Here is a 20,234-nt window from a genome sequence, read left to right on the forward strand (position 1 = left end):
TTACGTCTGTCGTAGTACTTTTATGTTCCAATCATAGCACAACTACTACGACAGGTCAAGTAGTTTTTCTTCATTTAAAAAGCTGCCGCACAACTTCTGTGCAGCAGCTTTAGGTTATAAATGATTTATTTTACACCGTTTTTTCTTCTGATTCCAAATACCATGCCGCAAAGTGCCAGCACTGCAGCAGCAAGTCCTGCAACCCAGAGCAGCATATTAGCTGTATCTCCAGTTCTTGGAATCCACCAAGGTAGCTCGTCTGTTTCAGGATTCTGTTCCTTGATAATGTTCTTAATATCTTCTGGAGATTTGATATTTTTATCTGGCTTGCCATCTCCATCAGTGTCGATATTGACATCCGGTTTACCATCTCCATCCGTATCCACGTTCAAATCTGGGATGCCATCTCCATCGGTGTCAATGTTGATATCTGGTTTGCCGTCTCCATCAATATCGATGTTGATATCCGGTTTGCCATCTCCATTGGTGTCAATGTTGATATCCGGTTTGCCATCTCCATCCTTATCGATGTTGATGTCTGGCTTTCCGTCTCCATCTTTATCGATGTTGATGTCTGGCTTTCCGTCTCCATCTTTATCGATGTTAATGTCCGGTTTGCCGTCCCCATCTTTATCAATGTTGATGTCTGGCTTTCCGTCTCCATCTTTATCGATGTTGATGTCTGGCTTTCCGTCCCCATCCTTATCGATGTTAATGTCTGGCTTTCCATCGCCATTGGTATCTACATTTACATCCGGTTTACCATCTCCGTTGGTGTCAATATCCAAATCCGGTTTACCGTCTCCATCGGTATCTTTGTTAATATCTGGCTTTCCATCGCCATCGGTATCAACGTTCACATCCGGTTTACCATCTCCGTTGGTGTCGATGTCTAAATCCGGTTTGCCGTCTCCGTCAGTATCTTTATTGATATCCGGTTTGCCGTCTCCGTTGGTGTCAATATCTACATCCGGTTTGCCATCTCCATCGGTGTCTTTATTGATATCTGGTTTGCCGTCTCCATCGGTATCAATGTCGACGTCCGGTTTACCATCATCATCGGTATCAATATTGATATCCGGCTTATCATCGCCATCGGTATCAATGTTAATATCAGGGAGTCCATCGTCATCCGTATCAATATTGATGTCTGGAATTCCATCGTCATTGGTATCCTTATTAAGGTCAAGATCCTGAATAATCGGCTTTGTTACATTGTACGCCAGATTAATCGTCGTCTTGTTTCCCTGTGCATCGGTAACAGTTGTAGTAATCACATATTTTCCAGGCTCAGATAAATCAATCTCTTGAATTTCATTGCCATCTGCATCCTTAATTGTAACGTCTGCAACTTTTAAAGGATTTCCTTTTTCATCTTTCAGCAAACGCCCGTCAATCCCGATAAATACATACCGATCGTTGAAAAATTCTACTAGCTCATCCTTCGAAACGGTCTTATCTTTTTCCGTCTTCCGGTTTACTTTGTCATTGACTTTTCCATGCAATCTAAAAATATCACCATCGTCTTCGATTCTCTCGATCTCACCTGGCTCCAGGATAGTTCCCTTCGGCTCTTCATCCGGATGATCCGGGTCACTGCCAGCACTTGGAATCACTGGAGTTGGCGGATTTACAAATGGGAAGTTGGTCGGCTCATCTGTATCAGAGCCACCTGGTGTACCCGGCTTTTCTTCCGGTTTGACAAGAGAATAAGATTCTTCGTAGTTATAACCTTCTGTATATTTTGCTTCTACTACAAACTTGCCGGATTCCAGCTTCGGAATAGCTGGATAAGCACCTGTATTAAAAGAAATCACTTTATCAATCACGCCATATGCATACTCTTCTCCGTTGATTTCTTCCGTTGCTGTTTTTGCATTCGCTTTAATCGGCTCTCCAACTTTTACACCGTTGACATAAAACTGAATATATCCATCTGGCGCTTTGCAGGTAGGTTTTCTCTTTGCTGCCCCCTGTTTTGCCTTGGCTTTAAAGGTCATCTTCGTTACAATGGTTTCATGGGTAGCCGGGTCTTCTCCATATTCGATATCATAAGTCGCGTCTGCAATTTCTGATGGAATCTTATTGATAATTGCCCAGCCCGTTGCACGATGCCCCCAGTAACTTTGTGCAAAGTTCTCATAGCCTGCAAGCGTACCGTCAGAATATTGGGTCGAGGTCATCGTAAATTTCAAAATACCTGCGTCTTCCGGCAGCTTATTTCCAAGCAGCTGTTCTTGCTCAATCGGTTTCCCATTCTGTTTATCATAACGCTGCGCCTTATACGACACCTTTGAAGGATTATCTAAATATTTATTGTCTATTTTTCCGGTATAAAGTCCGATCTTCGTATCGATGACATTACCAGAAGCATCTGTGATTTCGTTTTCAATCGTTGATACGTCAATGGCATTAAACGGTAAGCCATCGTAATCTTTGGTCATCTTCTCCTGACTATATTCATCTGGCAATTCAAAGTCTACATATCGTTTCAAAGGTGCTGCTGCATTAGGATCCTCCGTAGGTTTAACGGAACTAATGAAAAGCGGTTCTATATCCATTGCGATTTCATTACCATTTTCATCTACTGTTACAGGCTTCAAGCTTACTTTTACTTCCTGCCCTGCAACTGGTTTTCCCTGAAATTCGTATGGCAGCCATAGATATAGTTTGCCGTCATCAAAGAAAGACGGTGCACCATATTCGTATTTTTGACCACCAATCGATAACTCCCAATCTGTAATCGCATGATTTTCGATAAACTCTTCCTTTGTCGTACCATCTGCCATTTCGTGCTTAATCTTTTCGCTAGATAAGTTCACAGTTGTTACAAAGACCCTTGTTTTCTTCGTTAAGTCTCCATAAGCCGTACCACCATTACATTGGAATTTTCCCGGTGCAGATAATCGAATGGAACCGCCTGTAACCACAACGTCACCGCCGGCGCCTCCGATATCATACCAGCCTGCCTGCGATTTCGGCAACAATGTGCCCCCGGTAATCGTAATAGTCTTGCCAGTATTGGTTCCAGCGCATCCCTGACCAAACGCATTACTATGCTCAAATCCCTCCGATTTGAGGAATCCACCGTTGATATTGATATCACCGGCAATGGTACTCTTCGGCGTTTGACATAAAATCGCATCTGTAAACGCATAGGTGGTTTCTGCTCCATTGGACATCCCACCTATATAGGTGCAGCCGCCACCAACGCCCGCGCCATGAAAAGAACCCTTTGCATCAATGTCTCCGCCGTTAAACGTAGTCACTGTACTACCACCGGCATGCCCGCCGCCGATGCCGCATCCCGCTCCATATTGGCTTTCTGTCGGACCGTTGGCATATGCCTTAATAACACCACCGTTAAAAGTCATATCTCCACTGTTTTCAATCGGACCGCCTCCAATTGCTGATGCGCGAAGGCCGCCGTTGACTTCTAAAGTACCTGGATTGGCACTATCCAGCATTGTCAATCGATCGCCTGCCTTAACCACAGTGCCATCAGCAAGAACTGCATCTCTGGATACTTTGCCATCTTTCGGCGCTACAAATTGTCCATTCTGATCTACATTTCTACGACTATCGTCAATGGTCAATTTAGAACCTTCTCCGCAGCGAATACCCGGAGACTGAATATTTCCATTGCTATTATTACAAGTAAGCCTATTCGTACTGCCATCGGCAAGGGTCAAATGCAAAGAAGTCGGATTACTCAAATCCTCTTTATTTGTCACGATATTTACCGGATAGTATGCATTAATATCTACACCTGCAAAGGTTAAATCCGCATGCACACCTGCCTCAATAAAAATCCCTGCATTTGACGTACCACTAGTGGATATCGTCAATGGTGTGCCTTTTTTAATAACAAGTGCCTGAAATGTTCGCGGCACTACACTACCTACTGTAGGCACATACTGACCAGCAGTGCTTTCTGCATTTCCATATCCCTGCGTATTATATACAGTTTCTTTATACTCATAATCCACGCCATATGTACCGCCGGTTACATTAAATGCACCAGTGTCATTTGACTGTGGATCAATGCCGTCATCAGAAAATGCAACCATGCGTTTACCGCTCTCAGTCTGATTTTCTTCCTCTTCACCCACTTCTGCCGCATCTACATCTTCCGTTTCTTTGTCAACGTCAACATCGGCGCCATCTACAATGCCGCCCTCTGCATCAACATTTTCATCCGGTATTTCACTGCCTTCCGGCTGCACTTCGTGCTCGGCTTCAGTTAAAGGTGCCTCAGTCGCATAGGACTGACCCCCCCCCCAGCCATTTTCCGGAAGAAAGCAAGCCACCACCGAATGCTGAGAAAACGAAAAACAGACACAACATGCGAGCTAAAAGCTTCTTGTTGTAATGTTTCATTTGGTTTGCCTCCCTTTTTCGTTTTGGTAAGTTCTTACTTCTTTCTTAAGTTAATAGACTTTTGAATGGTAAGAAGCGATGGAGCGCTATATCAAACTCTTCCTTCGCTTCATTCTTTTTCATCAAAAATCATTTTTATTCTACACCCGCAGGAAGTCGTTGTCAAGTTTCTGCTAATAGCTCCTCTTCATGGGACTTAAAAAACTCGAAATATCTGCGTACATTCTCAAGTTCAGTCCATCTGCGCTCAGTAACTGGCAGAGCATCAAGATCATAGATTTTGCTCTGTTTTGTCGCCAAAATAAAGGGCGAATGGCTCGCTATAATAAACTGACAATTAAAGAATCTTGCAGAATCTTCGATAAATCCGGTCAGTTCCTGCTGATATGCTGCCGACAAACTGTTTTCTGGCTCGTCCAAAAGATAAATTTGGTTTGCCTCTATCTTTTCTGTAAAGTACATAAATGCACTTTCTCCATTGGAACGTCCACGGGCATTTCCCGGCATATTCTGCCTGATAAACTCCGACTTCGTATTTCTCCGAGCGGAATTAACCTGTTTCAGTTTCTCATAGTCGTCAAGACTTTTCAGCTGAAATTTCTCACACCGCAGCTGTCTGTATGCCTCCATCAGATCTTCTCGTTTTGTGTCCACACCATGGTTAAAGGCTCGCAGATCAAAGAGATAGTCAAAAACATCATCACTGGTGATAATGGTGCTATCCTGATAGTAAGATTCCCACTCTACTTGACACATTCTGGAAAAATCCGCAAAGAAACTGCTATCATTATAAGGTGCGCTGCGCTGTGCGCCTATGGCTTCAGCGATAACATTGAGCAAGGTCGTCTTACCCGAACCATTGCTGCCATAAAATATGGTAATCGGTTCAAAATCTACAGCAGAAAACCCCTTCTGCGGAAAAATGCCAAAGGGGTAAAAACTGTCATAACAAGTCTGCCTTATATCGTTAAGAAAAAGTTCTTCCGCTATCATTTCCGGCAGTTTGAAGTTTTTTAAATATACCATTATGTGTCCCCCTGATGTCCTTTTACAGCGCCTGTTGCTCCATGCGCAGCAAATCCTCTATAATTCTGTTCACTTGCCAAATCGCCTGATCCACCTGCTCCTTCGCCTGGCTGATCTTAGACTGGACAAACACATCTGCCAAAATTCCGTCAAAGAAAAAATCGGCAAAAGTTAGAAATCCTCCAATATCAATCTGGAAATCCAATATTCCACTGACGTCTTTCAATTCTCTCTGAAAGACCATTACCTGGCGTTTTGCTGATTCCAATTCCCGCTTTGCACTCCCCATCTTCATGTGTTTGCCGATTCCTCCGATTAGGTCAAAGCCCAACATATCAGCAATTCCAAAGCCGGAGGCTGCACTCAGTTCATCTCTTGCGCGATTTAAGTACTGCAGAGTCAGTCTGCCTGTATCAATCGCTTCCCTGATTTCCCGCAGTTGCTGTGCCCTATCCATTTTTACCCTCCAATCATTACTTAAGTATCTTTTCTGCCCATTCCGCTTCCTTAAAGCCTGTGAGCACATAATTTTCTCCAATTACAAGGGGACGCTTTACCAGCATACCATCGCTGGCAAGCAGGACAATCTGCTCCTCTTCACTCATATTCGGCAATTTTTTCGAAAGTTCCATCTCCCTGTAGATCATTCCACTGGTATTGAAAAACTTTTTCAGCGGAAGACCGCTCATCTCATACCAGCTGCGAATCTGCTGCGAATCTGGATTCTGCGTCTTAATATCAAAGAGTTCATACTCTGCACCATTTTCATCAAGCCACGCGAGAGCTTTCTTGCAGGTGGAACATTTTGGATAACAATATACTTTCATCTACACAACCTCCATCAGTTTCTGTTCTGTCCTGATTTCACCCGGCGTCGGGTAAGTCTTCAGGACTTTCTCAAAATTCGCTTTCGCCTTCTTTGCCGCCTCTTCATCTTTGCTGAACCGAACTGCATAGGCATAAAGCGTCCTTTGGGTATTTGGATACCTCTTTATTGACTTCATAAACTTTTTCAGCTGTTTCGTATACAGCCTGTCCACTTCTTCTTTCCTACATTGTCCGATGAGTTCCAAAAATAGAAGTTCCATTTGAACAAAATTCTTATAGAAGGGCAGTAGTTTTGGCGAGCTGAATAACTTGTATCCTGCCGCCTGTGCCTCATCAAATCTTCCCTCATCCATGCGCCTTTGCATTTCTGCGAAAGCAATGGCTTCTACCAGAGGATTACCCGAAAAATCCCCTTCCGGCACTACAAAATATTCTTCCGGCATTTCAGCAAGCCGTTTGCCGTCCGTCTGCTGCAGTTTGTTGATCCGCATCTGCACCCAAAAGGTATCCGCACTGGCTTTATCCCTGCGAAATGTCTTGATATTATAGCCGTCGTTAGCAATACCGCCCATCTTCAGAGGAACCAGATTGGTTGCTGCAAAGTAAAGCCCCATCAACCCCAGTATCAAACATATCATACGCCCAGTCGTTTCCTGTGGGCACAGCGACATACCTATAAATCCTAACGCACTGAACAGCAGATTGGAAAGACCGCCGCCTAAATTGTATAAAACAGCCGGATATCCTCCATCCTCGTCCTTGTCAGGAGGATCCAAAAGACACTGACCGCCGGTTCCCGGAATACTGAACTTTTTGCGAAGGATTTTGTCCTCTTGCTTGACAAAGATAAGACTGCCGATCCGAAAAGATACGAACTTATAGCCAGAAAGCAACCCGCAGACCAGATGCCCCGCTTCGTGAGTGATGATAAGCACATACACAATCACTGCAAAGCTGAGTATCAAAAGCGGAATCTCCAGTCCATGACCACTAAAGATCTCCATGCCAAAATATCCCAAAAGGCCGCCGCAAATCATACCAACGATATAAGGCAGCGTCGACACTAGCTTTGCCTTAACTTTCTTTTTGTTTTCCACGCAGTACCTCCATAGCCTCTACGTAGCCGTCAAAACCCTTGCCCATGACCGTCGCAACACAGGCAGCCCTGACAAAGGACACCTGCCTGAAATCCTCCCGCTGACGCACATCGGAAATGTGTACCTCCACAGCAGGTATCCCTACAGACTTCAGAGCGTCCAACAGAGCCACACTGGTGTGGGTGTACGCCGCCGGATTGATTACAATGCCGTCAAATTTACCGTAAGCCTCCTGAATGGCATCCACCATGGAGCCCTCATGATTGGACTGAAAAAAAGCGACTTCCACGTTGAGCCGGGAAGCCGCCTTTTCAACATATTCCACCAAATCGGAGTAAGTCGCTTTTCCGTAAATTTCCGGCTCTCTGATTCCCAGCATATTGATGTTGGGTCCATTGATTACCAGAATCTTCATCATTCTCTCTCCTCATTATTATTGATGTAAAAATCGCTCCAGTAGGAATAAGCGTCCTTTCGCTCCTCATACATCTGCGCAAGCGGCATGGATTTAGAAAGAGGTCTTCCATCTGTTTCCAGCTTATCAAGGTCGCGCTTAATCCAAATCACGATTCCGTTTTGTTTCAAAATGTTGTAGTTGACTTTTTTCTTGACAACACCGCCGCCGGTCGCAATGACAAGACCGGTCTGCACACAGGCCTTTTCCAGCATTTCAGTTTCCACCTTTCGGAAATATGCTTCGCCTTTCTGGTCAAAAATTTCCGGAATAGACATGCCTTCGTGTTCGACAATCATATCATCGATATCCACGAATTTACGCCCCATTCTATTCGCGATTTCGCCGCCAATCAGGGTCTTTCCTGCGCCCGGCATGCCGATTAGAATCATATTCATCGTCTCGCTGCGAACTTCATCAATCGCGCTGTCGATTTCTTCGTCTTCAATTTCTTTATGCTGGAACAGCTCGCTGGCCTGCTTTCCCTGCGCTACCAGCATTTCCAGCCCGCCGGTTGCCGGAATAGATTTCTCTATGGCGTCCAGCACCAGCTTGGTTCTGTTAGGGTTATATATCACATCCACAACACCGCAGCAGTTTTTAAAATCATCTAAGTTGACCGGTGATTTCCCGTTGTTCGGATACATTCCTACAGGCGTTGTGTTGACAATAATTTCCGCATCAAAATGCTGACTGATATTCTCATAATTATGTTCACCACTGCGTGAAATTATGAGAATTTCAGCAGCGTTCAAATCCTTTAGGACTGCTCTTGCGGTCAGAGACGCCCCGCCGCTTCCAAGAACCAGACACTTCATTCCTTTCACTTCGATTTTGTTCTTTTCAAGCATATACTTGAACCCAAAATAGTCTGTATTATAGCCATGCAGTCTTCCTTCTTCATCTCGGATCACTGTGTTGACACAACCGACGGCTTTTGCCGTATCGGAAAGTTCATCGCACATCTCCATGGCTACTTTCTTATACGGAATAGTCACATTGAAGCCGCCGTAGCTTTCATCATGCAGCATGCTTTCCAAATCCTCTGGTTTCGTCTCGCAAAGTTCAAAGGTATAATCTCCGAACTTACTGTGAATCAGCGGCGAATAGCTGTGCCCCAGCTTTCCGCCAATCAGTCCAAATTTTTTCATGTTAAATCTCCATATAACTTCCTAAGTACTTGAACTCCTGTGTCAGATCTTCAAGCTGGTTCATCAGTCTGACAAATTCCTCAGAGTAAACCTCGGATACGATGTCAAAATAGAACATGTAGTCGAAATCTCTTTCTGGAATCGGACGACTCTCCAGTTTAAAAATCTGAATACCAAGTGCATTAAATCTAGCCAGTACATTGTACAAAGAACCCGGTTTATGGGAAACCACCAGTTTCAGACTCGTCTTGTCAGCGCCGGGATAAATCTCTAAATTCTTGCTGATGCAGATAAATCTGGTATAGTTGTTTCCATTATCCTGTACTCCTTCTTCCAGACACTCCAAGCTGTAAAGCTGTCCACACTCATAGGCCGCCAGCGCAGCAACGTCCGTTCTGTCGGATTCGGCTACCATCTTAGCCGCTTCTGCAGTATTTTCGCAAATGGTAATCTTTGCGTGAGGGAAATGTTTCAGATAGTCATCACACTGCATAATTGCCTGTTCATGAGAAAAAATCTCCTTGATGTCCTCTTTCTTTGTTCCTCTCTTGGCTAAAAGACTATGGTCGATCTTCAGCTTGATACTTCTGACAATGTAGAAGTTGTACTTCATCATCAAATCGTAAATCTGGTTCACTGAACCTGCCGTACTGTTTTCGACAGGCAGAATGCCGTACTGGCACAGCCCCTTATCGATAGCTGCAAATACACCGTTGAAATTCTTCACATACATAATCTTCGGCATTTTAAACAGTCTCTCGCAGGCCTCCTGAGAATAAGCGCCGGTCACTCCCTGGCAAGCTACGCTGGCCTTTGCAGGAAATACCTTAGGTGTGTTTTCCAGTGCATCAGCGATAGATTTTGCCAGAGGTGATTCCTTCTGGGTAATCTTTCTCTGGTGATCTTTGCTCATCTCCATAATTGTATTATATAACACTCTGGTGTAAGATGCCATATCTTCTGAGGCTAAATCTGTAAGTTTGTCAATTTTTTCTCTTTCTCTCATAGCATCCAGCACCGGAAGTTCATTATTTTTCTTGTAACGTGCGATTTCTTCCGCCACTCTCATTCGCTCTTCCAGTTTTTTTACGATTTCTTCGTCAATCGCATCAATTTTGCTTCTATAGTCGTCCATACTCATTTTTTTCAATCTCCTTTATTTCTCATAGTATCGGTATCGATATTGATATAATTCATAAATTGCAACAGCTGCCGCTGCTTCTACACACGGCACTGCTCTTGGCACGATACAAGGGTCGTGTCTTCCCTCTACTTTTAGCATCGCATTCTCGCCCTTTTCGTAGCTGATACTGTGCTGCTCTGTAGATATGGAAGGAGTCGGCTTGACTGCAACACGAAAAACGATTGGCATGCCAGAGCTGATTCCACCCAGAATACCGCCGTGATTATTGGTCTTCGTCTTCACCGTATCACCTTCAAAATAAAACGCATCGTTATTTTCACTGCCGCAGATTTTTGCCGCCTCAAATCCCCTGCCAAACTCAATTCCCTTGACAGCAGGGATTCCGAAGACCGCCTGGGCAATTTTGTTTTCCAGTCCGTCAAACATCGGCTCTCCAACGCCTGCAGGAACGCCGGTGATGGTGCATTCGATAATGCCGCCTACAGAGTCGCCTCGCTCCATAGCCTCTTCGATTGCCTTGGTAGGCTGCACGGCGTTTCCGCCGATTTCTTTAATTTTAGCGGAAATCTCGATTCCTTCTTTTTCCAGAATCTGCTTCATAATGCCGCCTGCAATGCAAAGAGGCGCAGTCAGACGTCCTGAAAAATGCCCGCCTCCGCTGACATCTTCAAAACCGCCGTATTTTACGTGTGCTGTATAATCTGCATGACCTGGTCTTGGAATATCTCTGATATTGTCGTAATCCCCTGACCTGGTATTGGTATTTTCTATCATCGCTGTCAGCGGTGCGCCGCAGGTAGTATTTCCTACAAGACCGCTTAAAAATGCCGGCATATCGGCCTCTTTTCGGGGCGTACTGTATTTGCTCCGTCCAGGGGCACGCCGGTTCATAAAGACTTGAAGCTTTTCCATGTCGATGGAAAAACCTGCCGGAAGTCCCTCAATGGTTACGCCGATGGCCGCAGAATGGGACTGTCCGAAAATAGTAATTTTTACATGATTTCCATAAGAAGAAGACATGTCTTTTCCTTTCTCCCTACAAACAATAACTGATCTATTTCTAAATCCTGACGTTTCCATCAAGCTCTAGTTTCTTTAAATCCCAGAAAAAATCCGGATAGGACTTGCTTACCGCCTCCGCACCGGTAATGATAACCGGCTCTTTGCAAAGAAGCGAGGAAATAGCTGCCATCATGACGATTCTGTGGTCATTCGCACCATCTGCAGTTCCGCCACTCATCTGCTCTCCCGCAAGCCCCTCTATGATAAGACCTTCCGGAAGTTCCTTAACCTTTGCACCGAGACCATTTAAAACTTGCGACACAGTGGCAAGGCGATCGCTTTCTTTGATTCGCAGTCTGCCTGCATTTTCAATGACGGTTCTGCCTTCCGCCGCACATGCCAACACCGCCAGTATCGGCACCATATCGGGAATCTGAGAAGCGTCTATGGTAATGCCCCTAAGTTTTCCTGGCTTTACAATGACTTCGTTTTCTCCCTGCCAAACCTCTGCGCCAAAATTTTTCAGCAAATCGAGAATCTTCTTATCGCCCTGCAGTGACTGCTGGGAAAGCCCTTTGACGCAAATACCGCCTTCTGCCAGCGCGCCTGCCACTAGGAAAAAGCAGCTGTTAGACCAATCGCCTTCCACCACATAACTTTGCGGTGCTTGATACGTTTGACCGCCGGGAACTGTAAATCCTGTATCGCTTTCTTCTATTTGTATGCCAAATTTTCTAATTACCTGCAGAGTCATATCCACATATCCGCGTGATTCCAACTTTCCTTCGAGCAGAATTTTACTGTCTCCCGTAAGAAGCGGCAGTGCGAACAAAAGTCCGCTGATATATTGGCTGGATACATTACCCGGCATGGTATAGGTTCCTGCCTTAAGTTTTCCGCTAATGACAAGTGGTCTGCTTCCCTTTGGACTTAAAACGCAACCGTGAGCTGTCAACTCTTCATAAAGAGGAGACAGCGGTCTTTCCGGAAGACGTCCTTCCCCGTAAAAAGAAGCCCTATGTCCCAGGGCACCCATCACAGGCAGCAGAAATCTGAGGGTGGAACCGCTTTCGCCGCAGTGCATGGTTTCTTCTCCTGCAAGGAATGCAGATAAGCAAGCAGCTGTTGCCTCGATATCTTTAGATCCACTGTCTACGTGGATCTGACAGGTTCTGCCCGATGTCAGCTGCGACAACGCTGCACAGATCATAGCTCTGTGCGCGTCAGACTTTGAGGCAATAGCCGTAATCTCCCTCATAAAATTTCTCCCAGTTCTTCTATAGTTACTCTCTGAAGACGGCAACAGCCGATTTCTTCCGGCACAACTAAGTCAATATAGCCGCCTTTCCTTTTTTTGTCTGTCTTCATTATATCATAAAGCACATCTTTCGATTGCGCAATAGAAAGGTCAAACTCATAGAGATTTAAAATTTCTACAATGCGGTCTGCAGTTTCTTCGCTGCACCAGCCCTGCTTTTTTGAAATCTCTGCAATCATGGTCATGCCTTTTGCAACGGCTTTTCCGTGACTGACGGTAAAATCCGCCGCCTTTTCAATGGCGTGACCAATGGTATGGCCGAAGTTCAGCAGCTGTCTGACCCCTGTATCGAACTCGTCTTCTTCCACAATGCGGGTTTTGATTTCCGCGCAGCGGTCGATGATTTCGTTCATCTGCGAAGAAGCCGCCGCTTTGTCACAGAGCAGGTTGAACAAATCAGAATCCGCTAAAACTCCGTACTTAATGACCTCTGCCATACCGTCTTGGTAGATTGTTTTCGGCAGACTCTCCAAAAGGCTCGCATCCCGCAAGATTAGGGCTGGTCTGTGAAATGCACCGACAAGATTTTTACCAGCAGGTATATTGATTGCTGTCTTGCCGCCAATGGAAGAGTCAACTGCCGCAAGGAGGGTTGTAGGTACCTGAATGACTGGAATGCCTCTCAGATATGTAGCCGCTGCGAATCCCGCAAGATCGCCCACAACGCCGCCTCCCAGTGCTACCAGGGCATCGGTCCTGGTCAGCGGTATTTCTGCAAGTGCATTCATAAGTTTCAGATACTGCATCCCGCTTTTGGATTCCTCTCCCGGAGGAACCACAAAGCTATATACATCAAAGCCTTCGCATTTGAGACTTTGCATGCATCGATTTAAATATAATTTTTCAACGTTTTCGTCTGTCACAACTACGATGCTGTTTCCTTTTACTACGGTTTTGGCCTGATAGCCAACCTCCTCTAACTGCATTTTTTCTCTACCTCTACCTTTCTATCTCTGCCCTCTTTCAAAAGTCTGAGCATTTCCTGCTCATCACAATCAGAAAGGGCCTTGCTGTATTTGGAAAGTTCTGCGATGAGAACATCTAATTCATATTTCAAGTTGTCTCTGTTTTCTAAAAACAGTTCTGTCCACATCTCTGCGTCAAGATAAGCAACTCTTGTAAAGTCTCTATAGCTTCCCGCAGACACTGCCACACCCATTTCCAGTGCTGTATCACTTTTGATAAACGCATTGGACACCACGTGTGCCATCTGCGATGTAAAGGCAATCATCTTGTCATGTTCTTCTGCCGAAGTGATAACAAGCTTTGTAAATCCTGCCGGCAAAATCAGTTTCTTTGCTCGCTCCATAAAGTGAATGTCGTTGTGGTCAGGCGGAACCAGCGCAAAGATAGCACCTTCATAAAGATCCGCTCTGCTGTTTTTAAAGCCGCCAAACTGATTACCTGCCATAGGGTGGCCTCCGGCATAGGTAAAGCCGTATTCTTTCGCCAGTTTAAAGCCTTCCTCGCAGATATTTCGTTTTGTTCCGCAACAGTCAATGACCAGGGCTGTCTTTGGCAGCTTCGGTGCATTTTCAGAAAGCCACGCTGCTGCCGGTACCGGTGGAATTGCCACCAATATCAAATCGCATTCTTCAAATCTATCTTCACTGAGTTCATCATCGATGGCTTCTGCCAGCTTTGCAAAGGCAGTAATCAGTCTATCTTTATCAAAGCCGAAAACTGTTGCACCGGCTTTCTTATATGCCTTTGCAAGAGAGCCTCCAATAAGACCCAGTCCCACAATTCCAATTTTCATTTAAATAACCCCTCTGATTTTATTTACGGTTTCCATCACATCTGCAAACTGTGCTGGTGTCAAGGACTGCGGTCCATCGCAAAGAGCTTTCGCCGGATTGTTGTGAACCTCTATCATCAGTCCGTCAGCACCGCAAGCTGTCGCTGCAAGTGCCATCGGCTTTACCAGATTTGCATGACCGGTCGCATGGCTTGGGTCAATGACAACCGGAAGGTGGGTCAAATTGTGCAGCACCGGTACTGCCGATAAATCAAGAGTATTTCTGGTGTAGGTTTCAAAGGTCCTCACACCTCTTTCGCAGAGAATGATATTTTCATTTCCGCCTGCCATGATGTACTCTGCACTCATGAGCAGTTCTTTAATCGTATTTGCAAGCCCCCTCTTGAGCAAAATGGTCTTTCTGGTTTTTCCCAGTTCCTTTAACAGTTCAAAGTTCTGCATATTTCTAGCGCCGACCTGAATGACATCTACCTCTTCGAAGAGCGGAAGATGGTTGGCGTTCATAATTTCTGTTACAATTGGAAGACCTGTTGCTTTCTTCGCTTCCAGCAGAAGTTCGATACCTTCTGCTTTCATGCCTTGGAAATCGTATGGAGAAGTTCTAGGCTTAAAAGCTCCGCCGCGCAGCATGGTGGCGCCCGCTGCCTTTACACCCTCTGCAACTTCCTTGATCTGCTCCGGATTTTCTACAGAGCAAGGACCTGCAATGACTGCAAAATGTCCGCCGCCGCATTTAGCACCCATGACGTCGATGACTGAATCCTCCGGGTGAAATTGTCTATTTGCACTTTTAAACGGATCTGAAATCCGCGCAACCTTTTCTACGATGTCCAGAAGCTCCAGCATTTCCACATCAATATCATGTGTATCACCGATGAGCCCAAGCACTGCCATCTGATTTTCTCCGATATAGGAATGCACCTGCACACCCTGCTCTTCAAACCATTGTATCAGCTGCTCTCTCTGTTCATCACCGGTGCCCGGCTTCAGTACTGTAATCATTTCTTTCTTACCTCCGTTATGTTTTTATTCTAGTTGGGTTAATCTTTTTAAAATGCGAAAAACTCCGCCAGCCGGTAGACTGCGGAGTTTCTCAAGTAATTTGTCATTATTTTAGGATTTAATTATAGCAATTACTCAAAACTTTTCTGTGCAGCACAACCGACTCTTCCTTGTTAGTAAAGAAAAAGTAATAAAAGTAATATGCAGCTGCAAAGATGAAGTTTCTCATAACTTTTGTTTCCTTTCATAAACTCGATGTTAATACTCTAACACAGGTTCTTAGATAAATCAAGTGTTTTTTCACAACTTTTTTGTATTTTTTTGTGCACTTTCCACAATTTTTGTTTTGCGTCAGTCTGACGAGTTTAGGACGTGCTATCTGCAGGCTAGTGCACGGTGGCTCGCCAAACTGGTTCCCTGTGGTTTTGCACTTCTGACCGCACACCCTTGCGGCTACCAGGTTATCCTGCAGAACTTTGTTTCATTAAGCTGTGCCAGCGTTTTTGTTTCACCATATGGATAATACCGGACATACTCCCTATTTTCAATAATCTCCAGTGTATCTTCTACAGGTAGTATTTCAAATTCCTCGCCTGGACGAAAAACATACATACTAAAACCCGTGCTTATGCAAGAAAGTTCATCCCCGCTCATGCTGCAAATCCGATAAAGAGGCATTCCGATTTCTGCTGTATACTCTTCACCTGTTTCCAACGAGATGCTCCTTGCTGTCCACTTATTCCCATCTGATGTGGTGCAGCAGAACAGGTAATCTTTACAGATTCCAAAGTCCGACATTTTTTCCGGCAAATCGTACTCCCTGTAAATTCCCTTCACATTACCGATTAAAAGCTTTCCGTCAACATGTATCGCCCAATCAGTCCCATTGGAGTAAAATTCGGTTTCCGAGAGGCTGTAATCTGTTTCCCTCACCACGGTTTTCGGATTGTCCAAATCAGCTTTGTTGATTCCGAAACCATATCCGGTTTTTTCATCAAAATCTTCATACAGATAGTACACTTCTCCATCTAACATAGTAAATCCGGGCAGCATATCAAACATACTGCTGCAGCGACCGGAGTCAAGAACCTTGCTCCCCTCATCCGAGATATATTTGATGTGCCATTGAATCCTTTCATCCAACGACGCCTCCGGCCCCAGCGGTGTATACACTGCATAAATAATACCATTTTCAAATGGCATCGCATGATAAATGTAGACATCATCCTCACCCAGATCATAACATGTCTCTTCCTTTTCGGCCAGAAGATCATAAACAATAAATCTCTCCGTCGTAGCGCCAAAGCTTGGTGCTGACATACTAGAAGGTTCAAGTTTATTTACCGCAGCATATACTTTTGTGTCTGAAACATAAAAGGGTTCCAGTTCTTCATCCTCTGTCAATTTATACTTCAAGGTCAGCATATCCTTTTCAGGCTTATTTAGCGTTTCCTTACAACCATAGCTGGATAAAACTAGCACAATTAGAAGTAATAAAGTCACCGCCTTTTGATAGGTCTTCATATTTCCTCCCCCAGCATTGTGAAATGCTGTTAAGAATTATTTTGCCATTATATACCATCCGTTACTTGCATTAAGCGCCTGGCTCATCTCTGTCCATGTGCAAGTCCTCTCTCCATAATAATCGTTGTTATTGTTTGGGTCATTAAGAGTCACTGTCGAGTAGCTAGCCGAGCCATTCATGTCCCAGTCATATCCTTTTGCAACAACAAAGTGAACTGACTTATGTCCTTTATAATATTCGAGTTTACTTGTTTGAATCATACAAATCAGCGGTTTTCTTTTGTCAATGCTATATACTAACCCATCCGAAAAAGCCAGCTCCGAAACATTGACATAAGTATATGTCCCACTTCCAACTTGGCTATTTAAGTAAGTTCTCATCGGGGCAACATCTGATCCAGCCTCCGTTGTTCCTATTTTTCCAGCAATATACGATTGCGTTTGGTCAATACCATGATACAACAGTACCATACGAAGCGAAGCAGGTCCGCAATAATAGTAATTTATCTGCTTTTTAGTAGGTATGGTTAAACTTTTATGTCCTCCCACTCTGGCTGGTGAAAGCACAGAGTCTACATAACTTTCAGCTTTAACTTTCAATTCCTTAATCTCATTCCAATACGCTTCATCTTTCATCTGTGAATTTTGATCAAACTGTACCGCATCCGCCGCATATCCCATAACTGTAGTAGAAAAAATTAAAATACCAGCAAGTCCAAATATCAGCATAAAGTTTAAACGCTTCTTCATCTTTTTCCTCCTTATCACCTAAAAGTTACTTTGTTTCCAAACCAACACATTATCACTATTTCTCAGACTGTAGATAAAAGCTCAGACCACAGTGCAAGGTTTGAGCTTTTTCTATGCTCATAGTATCCCTTCTAAAAAGATATGTTTTCCCCAAATCACTTTACGCAATTTAACCAAAAACGGAGTGCGATGAGGGACTTTCTGCCCCATATGCTTCCTGTATTCAAGAAGTTTAACCAATTTTTTCATGTTCAGACACGCAAAGGTTAGTCCAACTTTCATGGACATTTTCTCTTTCCCTACTAAATTAGTATATCTCATTGCATGGTGCTCTTTGGTAGTTCCAAAGATTCTCTCTATGGTTTCTTTCCTTTGCCCATAGATATCTTTCATACTTCGGCTATGTCTAATATCTTCGCAAATCTCCATATACTCTTCCCATATATGTCGAGTCACTACTTTTACATGATTTTTGCTTTGCGTACATTGGGATAAATATGGACAGTCTGCACATTTTTTCCCATCGCTTTTGTATTCTCTGTATCCTTGCCTGTTTGTTGTTGTATACTTCAGTATCTGATTTGCCAAGCACAAATAGCAATTCATATACATACTCATACTTCTTAAAAATCCTGCCTTTGTCATTGGCCTTTTGTACGGGAACAATGGTTTTACACCATCATCAATTAACCATTTTGCGATTGCCGGAGTCTTGTAGCCTGCATCCATTACAAGTACTTTTGCATCATACTTTCTCAGTTTTTCATATAACGCAGGAAAGGTTTTACTGTCATGCTCATTGCCGGGATGAATTGTATAATCTAATATCCACCCATTTTTATCACAGGCTGTTTCTGTTGTGTATGCAAAGACTTCTTTGTGCTCTCCTTTATGAAACCAGCCACTTTCAGGGTCTGTCGTGCTTTGCTTTTGCTCTCGGCCTACTTCTGTATTTGAATCACAAAGTCCACCGGAATCTCCGCCATCACAATCGGAATCGTCGTCTTTTTCTTTCAGTTCCTTTTTTCCGTGTGAGAGCCTGTCTGCATTGATTTCTGCTTTCAACTGTTCGTCATAAAAGCGAGCTTGTTTCTTTGCTATGGAAATCTTCTTCGCTTTTTTTCGATTTGCCGCTGCCTTAATATGTGTTGCGTCTACAAATATTGTATCCGTGTTGATGACATTGCATTTTAAACATTGTAAAAGAATTTCCTGGAAGATTTGTTCAAACAAATCAGTGCCTTCAAAACGTCTTTTGTAGTTTTTTCCGAATGTACTAAAATGAGGTACTTTATCGTGGAAATCCAGCCCAAGAAACCAACGATATGCTACATTTACTTCAATTTCTTTGATGGTCTGACGCATACTTTTAATTCCATACATATATTGAATGATAGGAATTTTAATTAGCATAACAGGGTCAATGCTGGGTCTTCCGGTTTGTGTAGAATATTTTTCTTCCACCAAGTCATAGATAAAGTTAAAATCTACGTATTTGTCAATTTTTCGAAGAAGATGGTCTTCCGGCACTAATTGGTCTAAAGAAATCATTTGAATTTGTGTTTTCTTAAAAATTCTTTATGGGTGTGCTATTTCCTCAGAGCATTTTTGTACCCTCAGATTTTGACATCATTTTATAATCATATATAACATTAAACTTATTTGTACGAAAGAAATGGCTAGAAATACGCCTAACTCTTCTCCAAAGAAATACGCCAAGATTGGAACTATGGTCAGATATAGTATCACCATAATTACAAATGAGAATAAAATACTCTTGGCAATCTTTTTTACATTCATTTAGGATTAACCTCCATAGAAGCTAAATGTTGCTTTATTTTCAACTATTCAAGTGTGATTGTTTTGCTTCCCATGTCCTTTGTCGACGTTCCAAAAGATACACTTGCACCATTCCAGCTAACGCTCGGCGTTAATGTAACCATACTATGACCATACGTTACTTTGCACTCTATGTTTTTTAATGCCTGTTGAGAAGAATATAAAGTGATATACGCATTTCCTCCATTCTTCAGACCAGCAATAAACTTAATTTCAAGGGCACATCCATGGTTAGGATCTTTTTCTGCCACCGTTCCTTTTGTTGTTTTTTTGACTCTATCAGTCGACGAATAATGCTTTATAGTGATGTCCGCATCTTTCGATGCCAATGATTTTCCCCATGAAAAAACAAGTTTATCTATATATGTTGTGCTTGGACATAGATCCCATTTCCAGGTTGCCATCAATCTAGCATTTGTAGTTCCTTTTGTTAATGTTCCAGTCGTAGTATAAGATAATGATCTTAAAGTTAATTCCACTTTTGCCCATACAACTCGCAATACCTCGTCAGAAATTTGATTCTCGTCAAGATTTTTAACTGAATATATGGCATTAATCCTTTCTTGATCATATCCTAACGCTTTTAATTCAAGAATACTCTTCTCAGATAGTTTTTTCAACTCCGCCTTAGGATTTTTTTCGCGAAGCTCTTTTATGTTCTTGTCACTATAACCTTCAAGTTTCAATTCCGAATCACTTTTTTGTGATAAATCTTTATATAAATCATATTCACTAATCACAAAATTATTAGCGTCTTCTTTTAAAGCTTTTTCAGGTCTATCGGTGTTTGCAAAAGTGATATTTGAAGTCCCAATCATTAGGCAAAGCACTAATAATAAGGCAATTAGTCTTTCTGCACTTTTTTTCATAGTTACCCCTTTCATTGCAATTTATAATTGTTCAAAGCTGTATAGTAAAAAAGCTCACACCAGAATCTCTCCTCCCCTGTATCTCTTTGTC

At 43.4% G+C, this 20,234-nt stretch carries 17 protein-coding genes; all 17 read right to left on the reverse strand.

The window, feature by feature from the left end; genetic code table 11:
- Positions 1-125: 125 nt before the first annotated feature.
- Positions 126-4,313, reverse strand: coding sequence for a hypothetical protein (locus tag NFR88_RS01620; RefSeq protein ID WP_251613043.1), 4,188 nt, complete (start codon positions 4,311-4,313; stop codon positions 126-128).
- A gap of 229 nt (positions 4,314-4,542) precedes the next feature.
- Positions 4,543-5,406 carry an AAA family ATPase gene (locus NFR88_RS01625; protein ID WP_251613046.1) on the reverse strand — a complete coding sequence of 288 codons (864 nt, stop codon included), beginning with the start codon at positions 5,404-5,406 and terminating at the stop codon, positions 4,543-4,545.
- Positions 5,407-5,428: 22 nt separating this feature from the next.
- Complete coding sequence (locus tag NFR88_RS01630) at positions 5,429-5,863, reverse strand: hypothetical protein (RefSeq protein ID WP_161908711.1); 435 nt, start codon at positions 5,861-5,863, stop codon at positions 5,429-5,431.
- Between the two features lie 16 nt (positions 5,864-5,879).
- Complete coding sequence (locus tag NFR88_RS01635) at positions 5,880-6,233, reverse strand: arsenate reductase family protein (protein ID WP_251613049.1); 354 nt, start codon at positions 6,231-6,233, stop codon at positions 5,880-5,882.
- Complete coding sequence (locus NFR88_RS01640) at positions 6,234-7,331, reverse strand: M50 family metallopeptidase (RefSeq protein ID WP_251613053.1); 1,098 nt, start codon at positions 7,329-7,331, stop codon at positions 6,234-6,236. It abuts the gene before it with no gap.
- Complete coding sequence (aroQ, locus tag NFR88_RS01645) at positions 7,309-7,749, reverse strand: type II 3-dehydroquinate dehydratase (RefSeq protein ID WP_161908708.1); 441 nt, start codon at positions 7,747-7,749, stop codon at positions 7,309-7,311. The genes NFR88_RS01640 and aroQ overlap by 23 nt, the downstream gene beginning before the upstream one ends.
- Positions 7,746-8,936, reverse strand: coding sequence for a shikimate kinase (locus tag NFR88_RS01650; protein ID WP_251613058.1), 1,191 nt, complete (start codon positions 8,934-8,936; stop codon positions 7,746-7,748). Before NFR88_RS01650 ends, aroQ begins: the two co-directional genes overlap by 4 nt.
- Before the next feature lies 1 nt (position 8,937).
- Complete coding sequence (locus tag NFR88_RS01655) at positions 8,938-10,077, reverse strand: bifunctional chorismate mutase/prephenate dehydratase (RefSeq protein ID WP_243150978.1); 1,140 nt, start codon at positions 10,075-10,077, stop codon at positions 8,938-8,940.
- Positions 10,078-10,092: 15 nt separating this feature from the next.
- The gene (locus NFR88_RS01660) at positions 10,093-11,100 is read right to left on the reverse strand and encodes a chorismate synthase (protein ID WP_160200676.1); all 1,008 of its coding nucleotides are present in this window, start codon (positions 11,098-11,100) and stop codon (positions 10,093-10,095) included.
- Between the two features lie 40 nt (positions 11,101-11,140).
- Entirely contained in the window at positions 11,141-12,340 is a 1,200-nt protein-coding gene (gene aroA, locus NFR88_RS01665; RefSeq protein WP_160200677.1) for a 3-phosphoshikimate 1-carboxyvinyltransferase, read from the reverse strand.
- Positions 12,337-13,326 (reverse strand): 3-dehydroquinate synthase, encoded by a 990-nt coding sequence (gene aroB / locus NFR88_RS01670; RefSeq protein WP_251613062.1) that lies wholly within the window; start codon positions 13,324-13,326, stop codon positions 12,337-12,339. The genes aroA and aroB overlap by 4 nt, the downstream gene beginning before the upstream one ends.
- Complete coding sequence (locus tag NFR88_RS01675; RefSeq protein ID WP_161908704.1) at positions 13,317-14,159, reverse strand: prephenate dehydrogenase; 843 nt, start codon at positions 14,157-14,159, stop codon at positions 13,317-13,319. Before NFR88_RS01675 ends, aroB begins: the two co-directional genes overlap by 10 nt.
- Positions 14,160-15,161, reverse strand: a complete 1,002-nt coding sequence (gene aroF / locus NFR88_RS01680) for a 3-deoxy-7-phosphoheptulonate synthase (RefSeq protein WP_160200680.1) — start codon at positions 15,159-15,161, stop codon at positions 14,160-14,162.
- A gap of 453 nt (positions 15,162-15,614) precedes the next feature.
- The gene (locus tag NFR88_RS01685; RefSeq protein WP_160200681.1) at positions 15,615-16,685 is read right to left on the reverse strand and encodes a hypothetical protein; all 1,071 of its coding nucleotides are present in this window, start codon (positions 16,683-16,685) and stop codon (positions 15,615-15,617) included.
- Positions 16,686-16,721: 36 nt separating this feature from the next.
- Positions 16,722-17,435 carry a C39 family peptidase gene (locus NFR88_RS01690; RefSeq protein ID WP_251613066.1) on the reverse strand — a complete coding sequence of 238 codons (714 nt, stop codon included), beginning with the start codon at positions 17,433-17,435 and terminating at the stop codon, positions 16,722-16,724.
- Between the two features lie 117 nt (positions 17,436-17,552).
- Entirely contained in the window at positions 17,553-18,986 is a 1,434-nt protein-coding gene (locus tag NFR88_RS01695; protein ID WP_251613069.1) for an IS1182 family transposase, read from the reverse strand.
- Positions 18,987-19,279: 293 nt separating this feature from the next.
- The gene (locus NFR88_RS01700) at positions 19,280-20,143 is read right to left on the reverse strand and encodes a hypothetical protein (RefSeq protein ID WP_251613073.1); all 864 of its coding nucleotides are present in this window, start codon (positions 20,141-20,143) and stop codon (positions 19,280-19,282) included.
- Positions 20,144-20,234 lie beyond the last annotated feature (91 nt).

Source organism: Senimuribacter intestinalis (assembly GCF_943192965.1).
Lineage (GTDB): Bacteria > Bacillota > Clostridia > Peptostreptococcales > Anaerovoracaceae > Senimuribacter > Senimuribacter intestinalis.

Excerpts from the sequence above, each read along its gene's own strand:
- NFR88_RS01625 (WP_251613046.1), bottom strand. The coding sequence starts at position 5,406 with ATGGTATATTTAAAAAACTTCAAACTGCCGGAAATGATAGCGGAAGAA.
- NFR88_RS01630 (WP_161908711.1), bottom strand. The coding sequence starts at position 5,863 with ATGGATAGGGCACAGCAACTGCGGGAAATCAGGGAAGCGATTGATACA.
- NFR88_RS01635 (WP_251613049.1), bottom strand. The coding sequence starts at position 6,233 with ATGAAAGTATATTGTTATCCAAAATGTTCCACCTGCAAGAAAGCTCTC.
- aroQ (WP_161908708.1), bottom strand. The coding sequence starts at position 7,749 with ATGATGAAGATTCTGGTAATCAATGGACCCAACATCAATATGCTGGGA.
- NFR88_RS01650 (WP_251613058.1), bottom strand. The coding sequence starts at position 8,936 with ATGAAAAAATTTGGACTGATTGGCGGAAAGCTGGGGCACAGCTATTCG.
- NFR88_RS01655 (WP_243150978.1), bottom strand. The coding sequence starts at position 10,077 with ATGAGTATGGACGACTATAGAAGCAAAATTGATGCGATTGACGAAGAA.
- NFR88_RS01660 (WP_160200676.1), bottom strand. The coding sequence starts at position 11,100 with ATGTCTTCTTCTTATGGAAATCATGTAAAAATTACTATTTTCGGACAG.
- aroA (WP_160200677.1), bottom strand. The coding sequence starts at position 12,340 with ATGAGGGAGATTACGGCTATTGCCTCAAAGTCTGACGCGCACAGAGCT.
- aroB (WP_251613062.1), bottom strand. The coding sequence starts at position 13,326 with ATGCAGTTAGAGGAGGTTGGCTATCAGGCCAAAACCGTAGTAAAAGGA.
- NFR88_RS01675 (WP_161908704.1), bottom strand. The coding sequence starts at position 14,159 with ATGAAAATTGGAATTGTGGGACTGGGTCTTATTGGAGGCTCTCTTGCA.
- aroF (WP_160200680.1), bottom strand. The coding sequence starts at position 15,161 with ATGATTACAGTACTGAAGCCGGGCACCGGTGATGAACAGAGAGAGCAG.
- NFR88_RS01685 (WP_160200681.1), bottom strand. The coding sequence starts at position 16,685 with ATGAAGACCTATCAAAAGGCGGTGACTTTATTACTTCTAATTGTGCTA.
- NFR88_RS01690 (WP_251613066.1), bottom strand. The coding sequence starts at position 17,435 with ATGAAGAAGCGTTTAAACTTTATGCTGATATTTGGACTTGCTGGTATT.
- NFR88_RS01695 (WP_251613069.1), bottom strand. The coding sequence starts at position 18,986 with ATGATTTCTTTAGACCAATTAGTGCCGGAAGACCATCTTCTTCGAAAA.
- NFR88_RS01700 (WP_251613073.1), bottom strand. The coding sequence starts at position 20,143 with ATGAAAAAAAGTGCAGAAAGACTAATTGCCTTATTATTAGTGCTTTGC.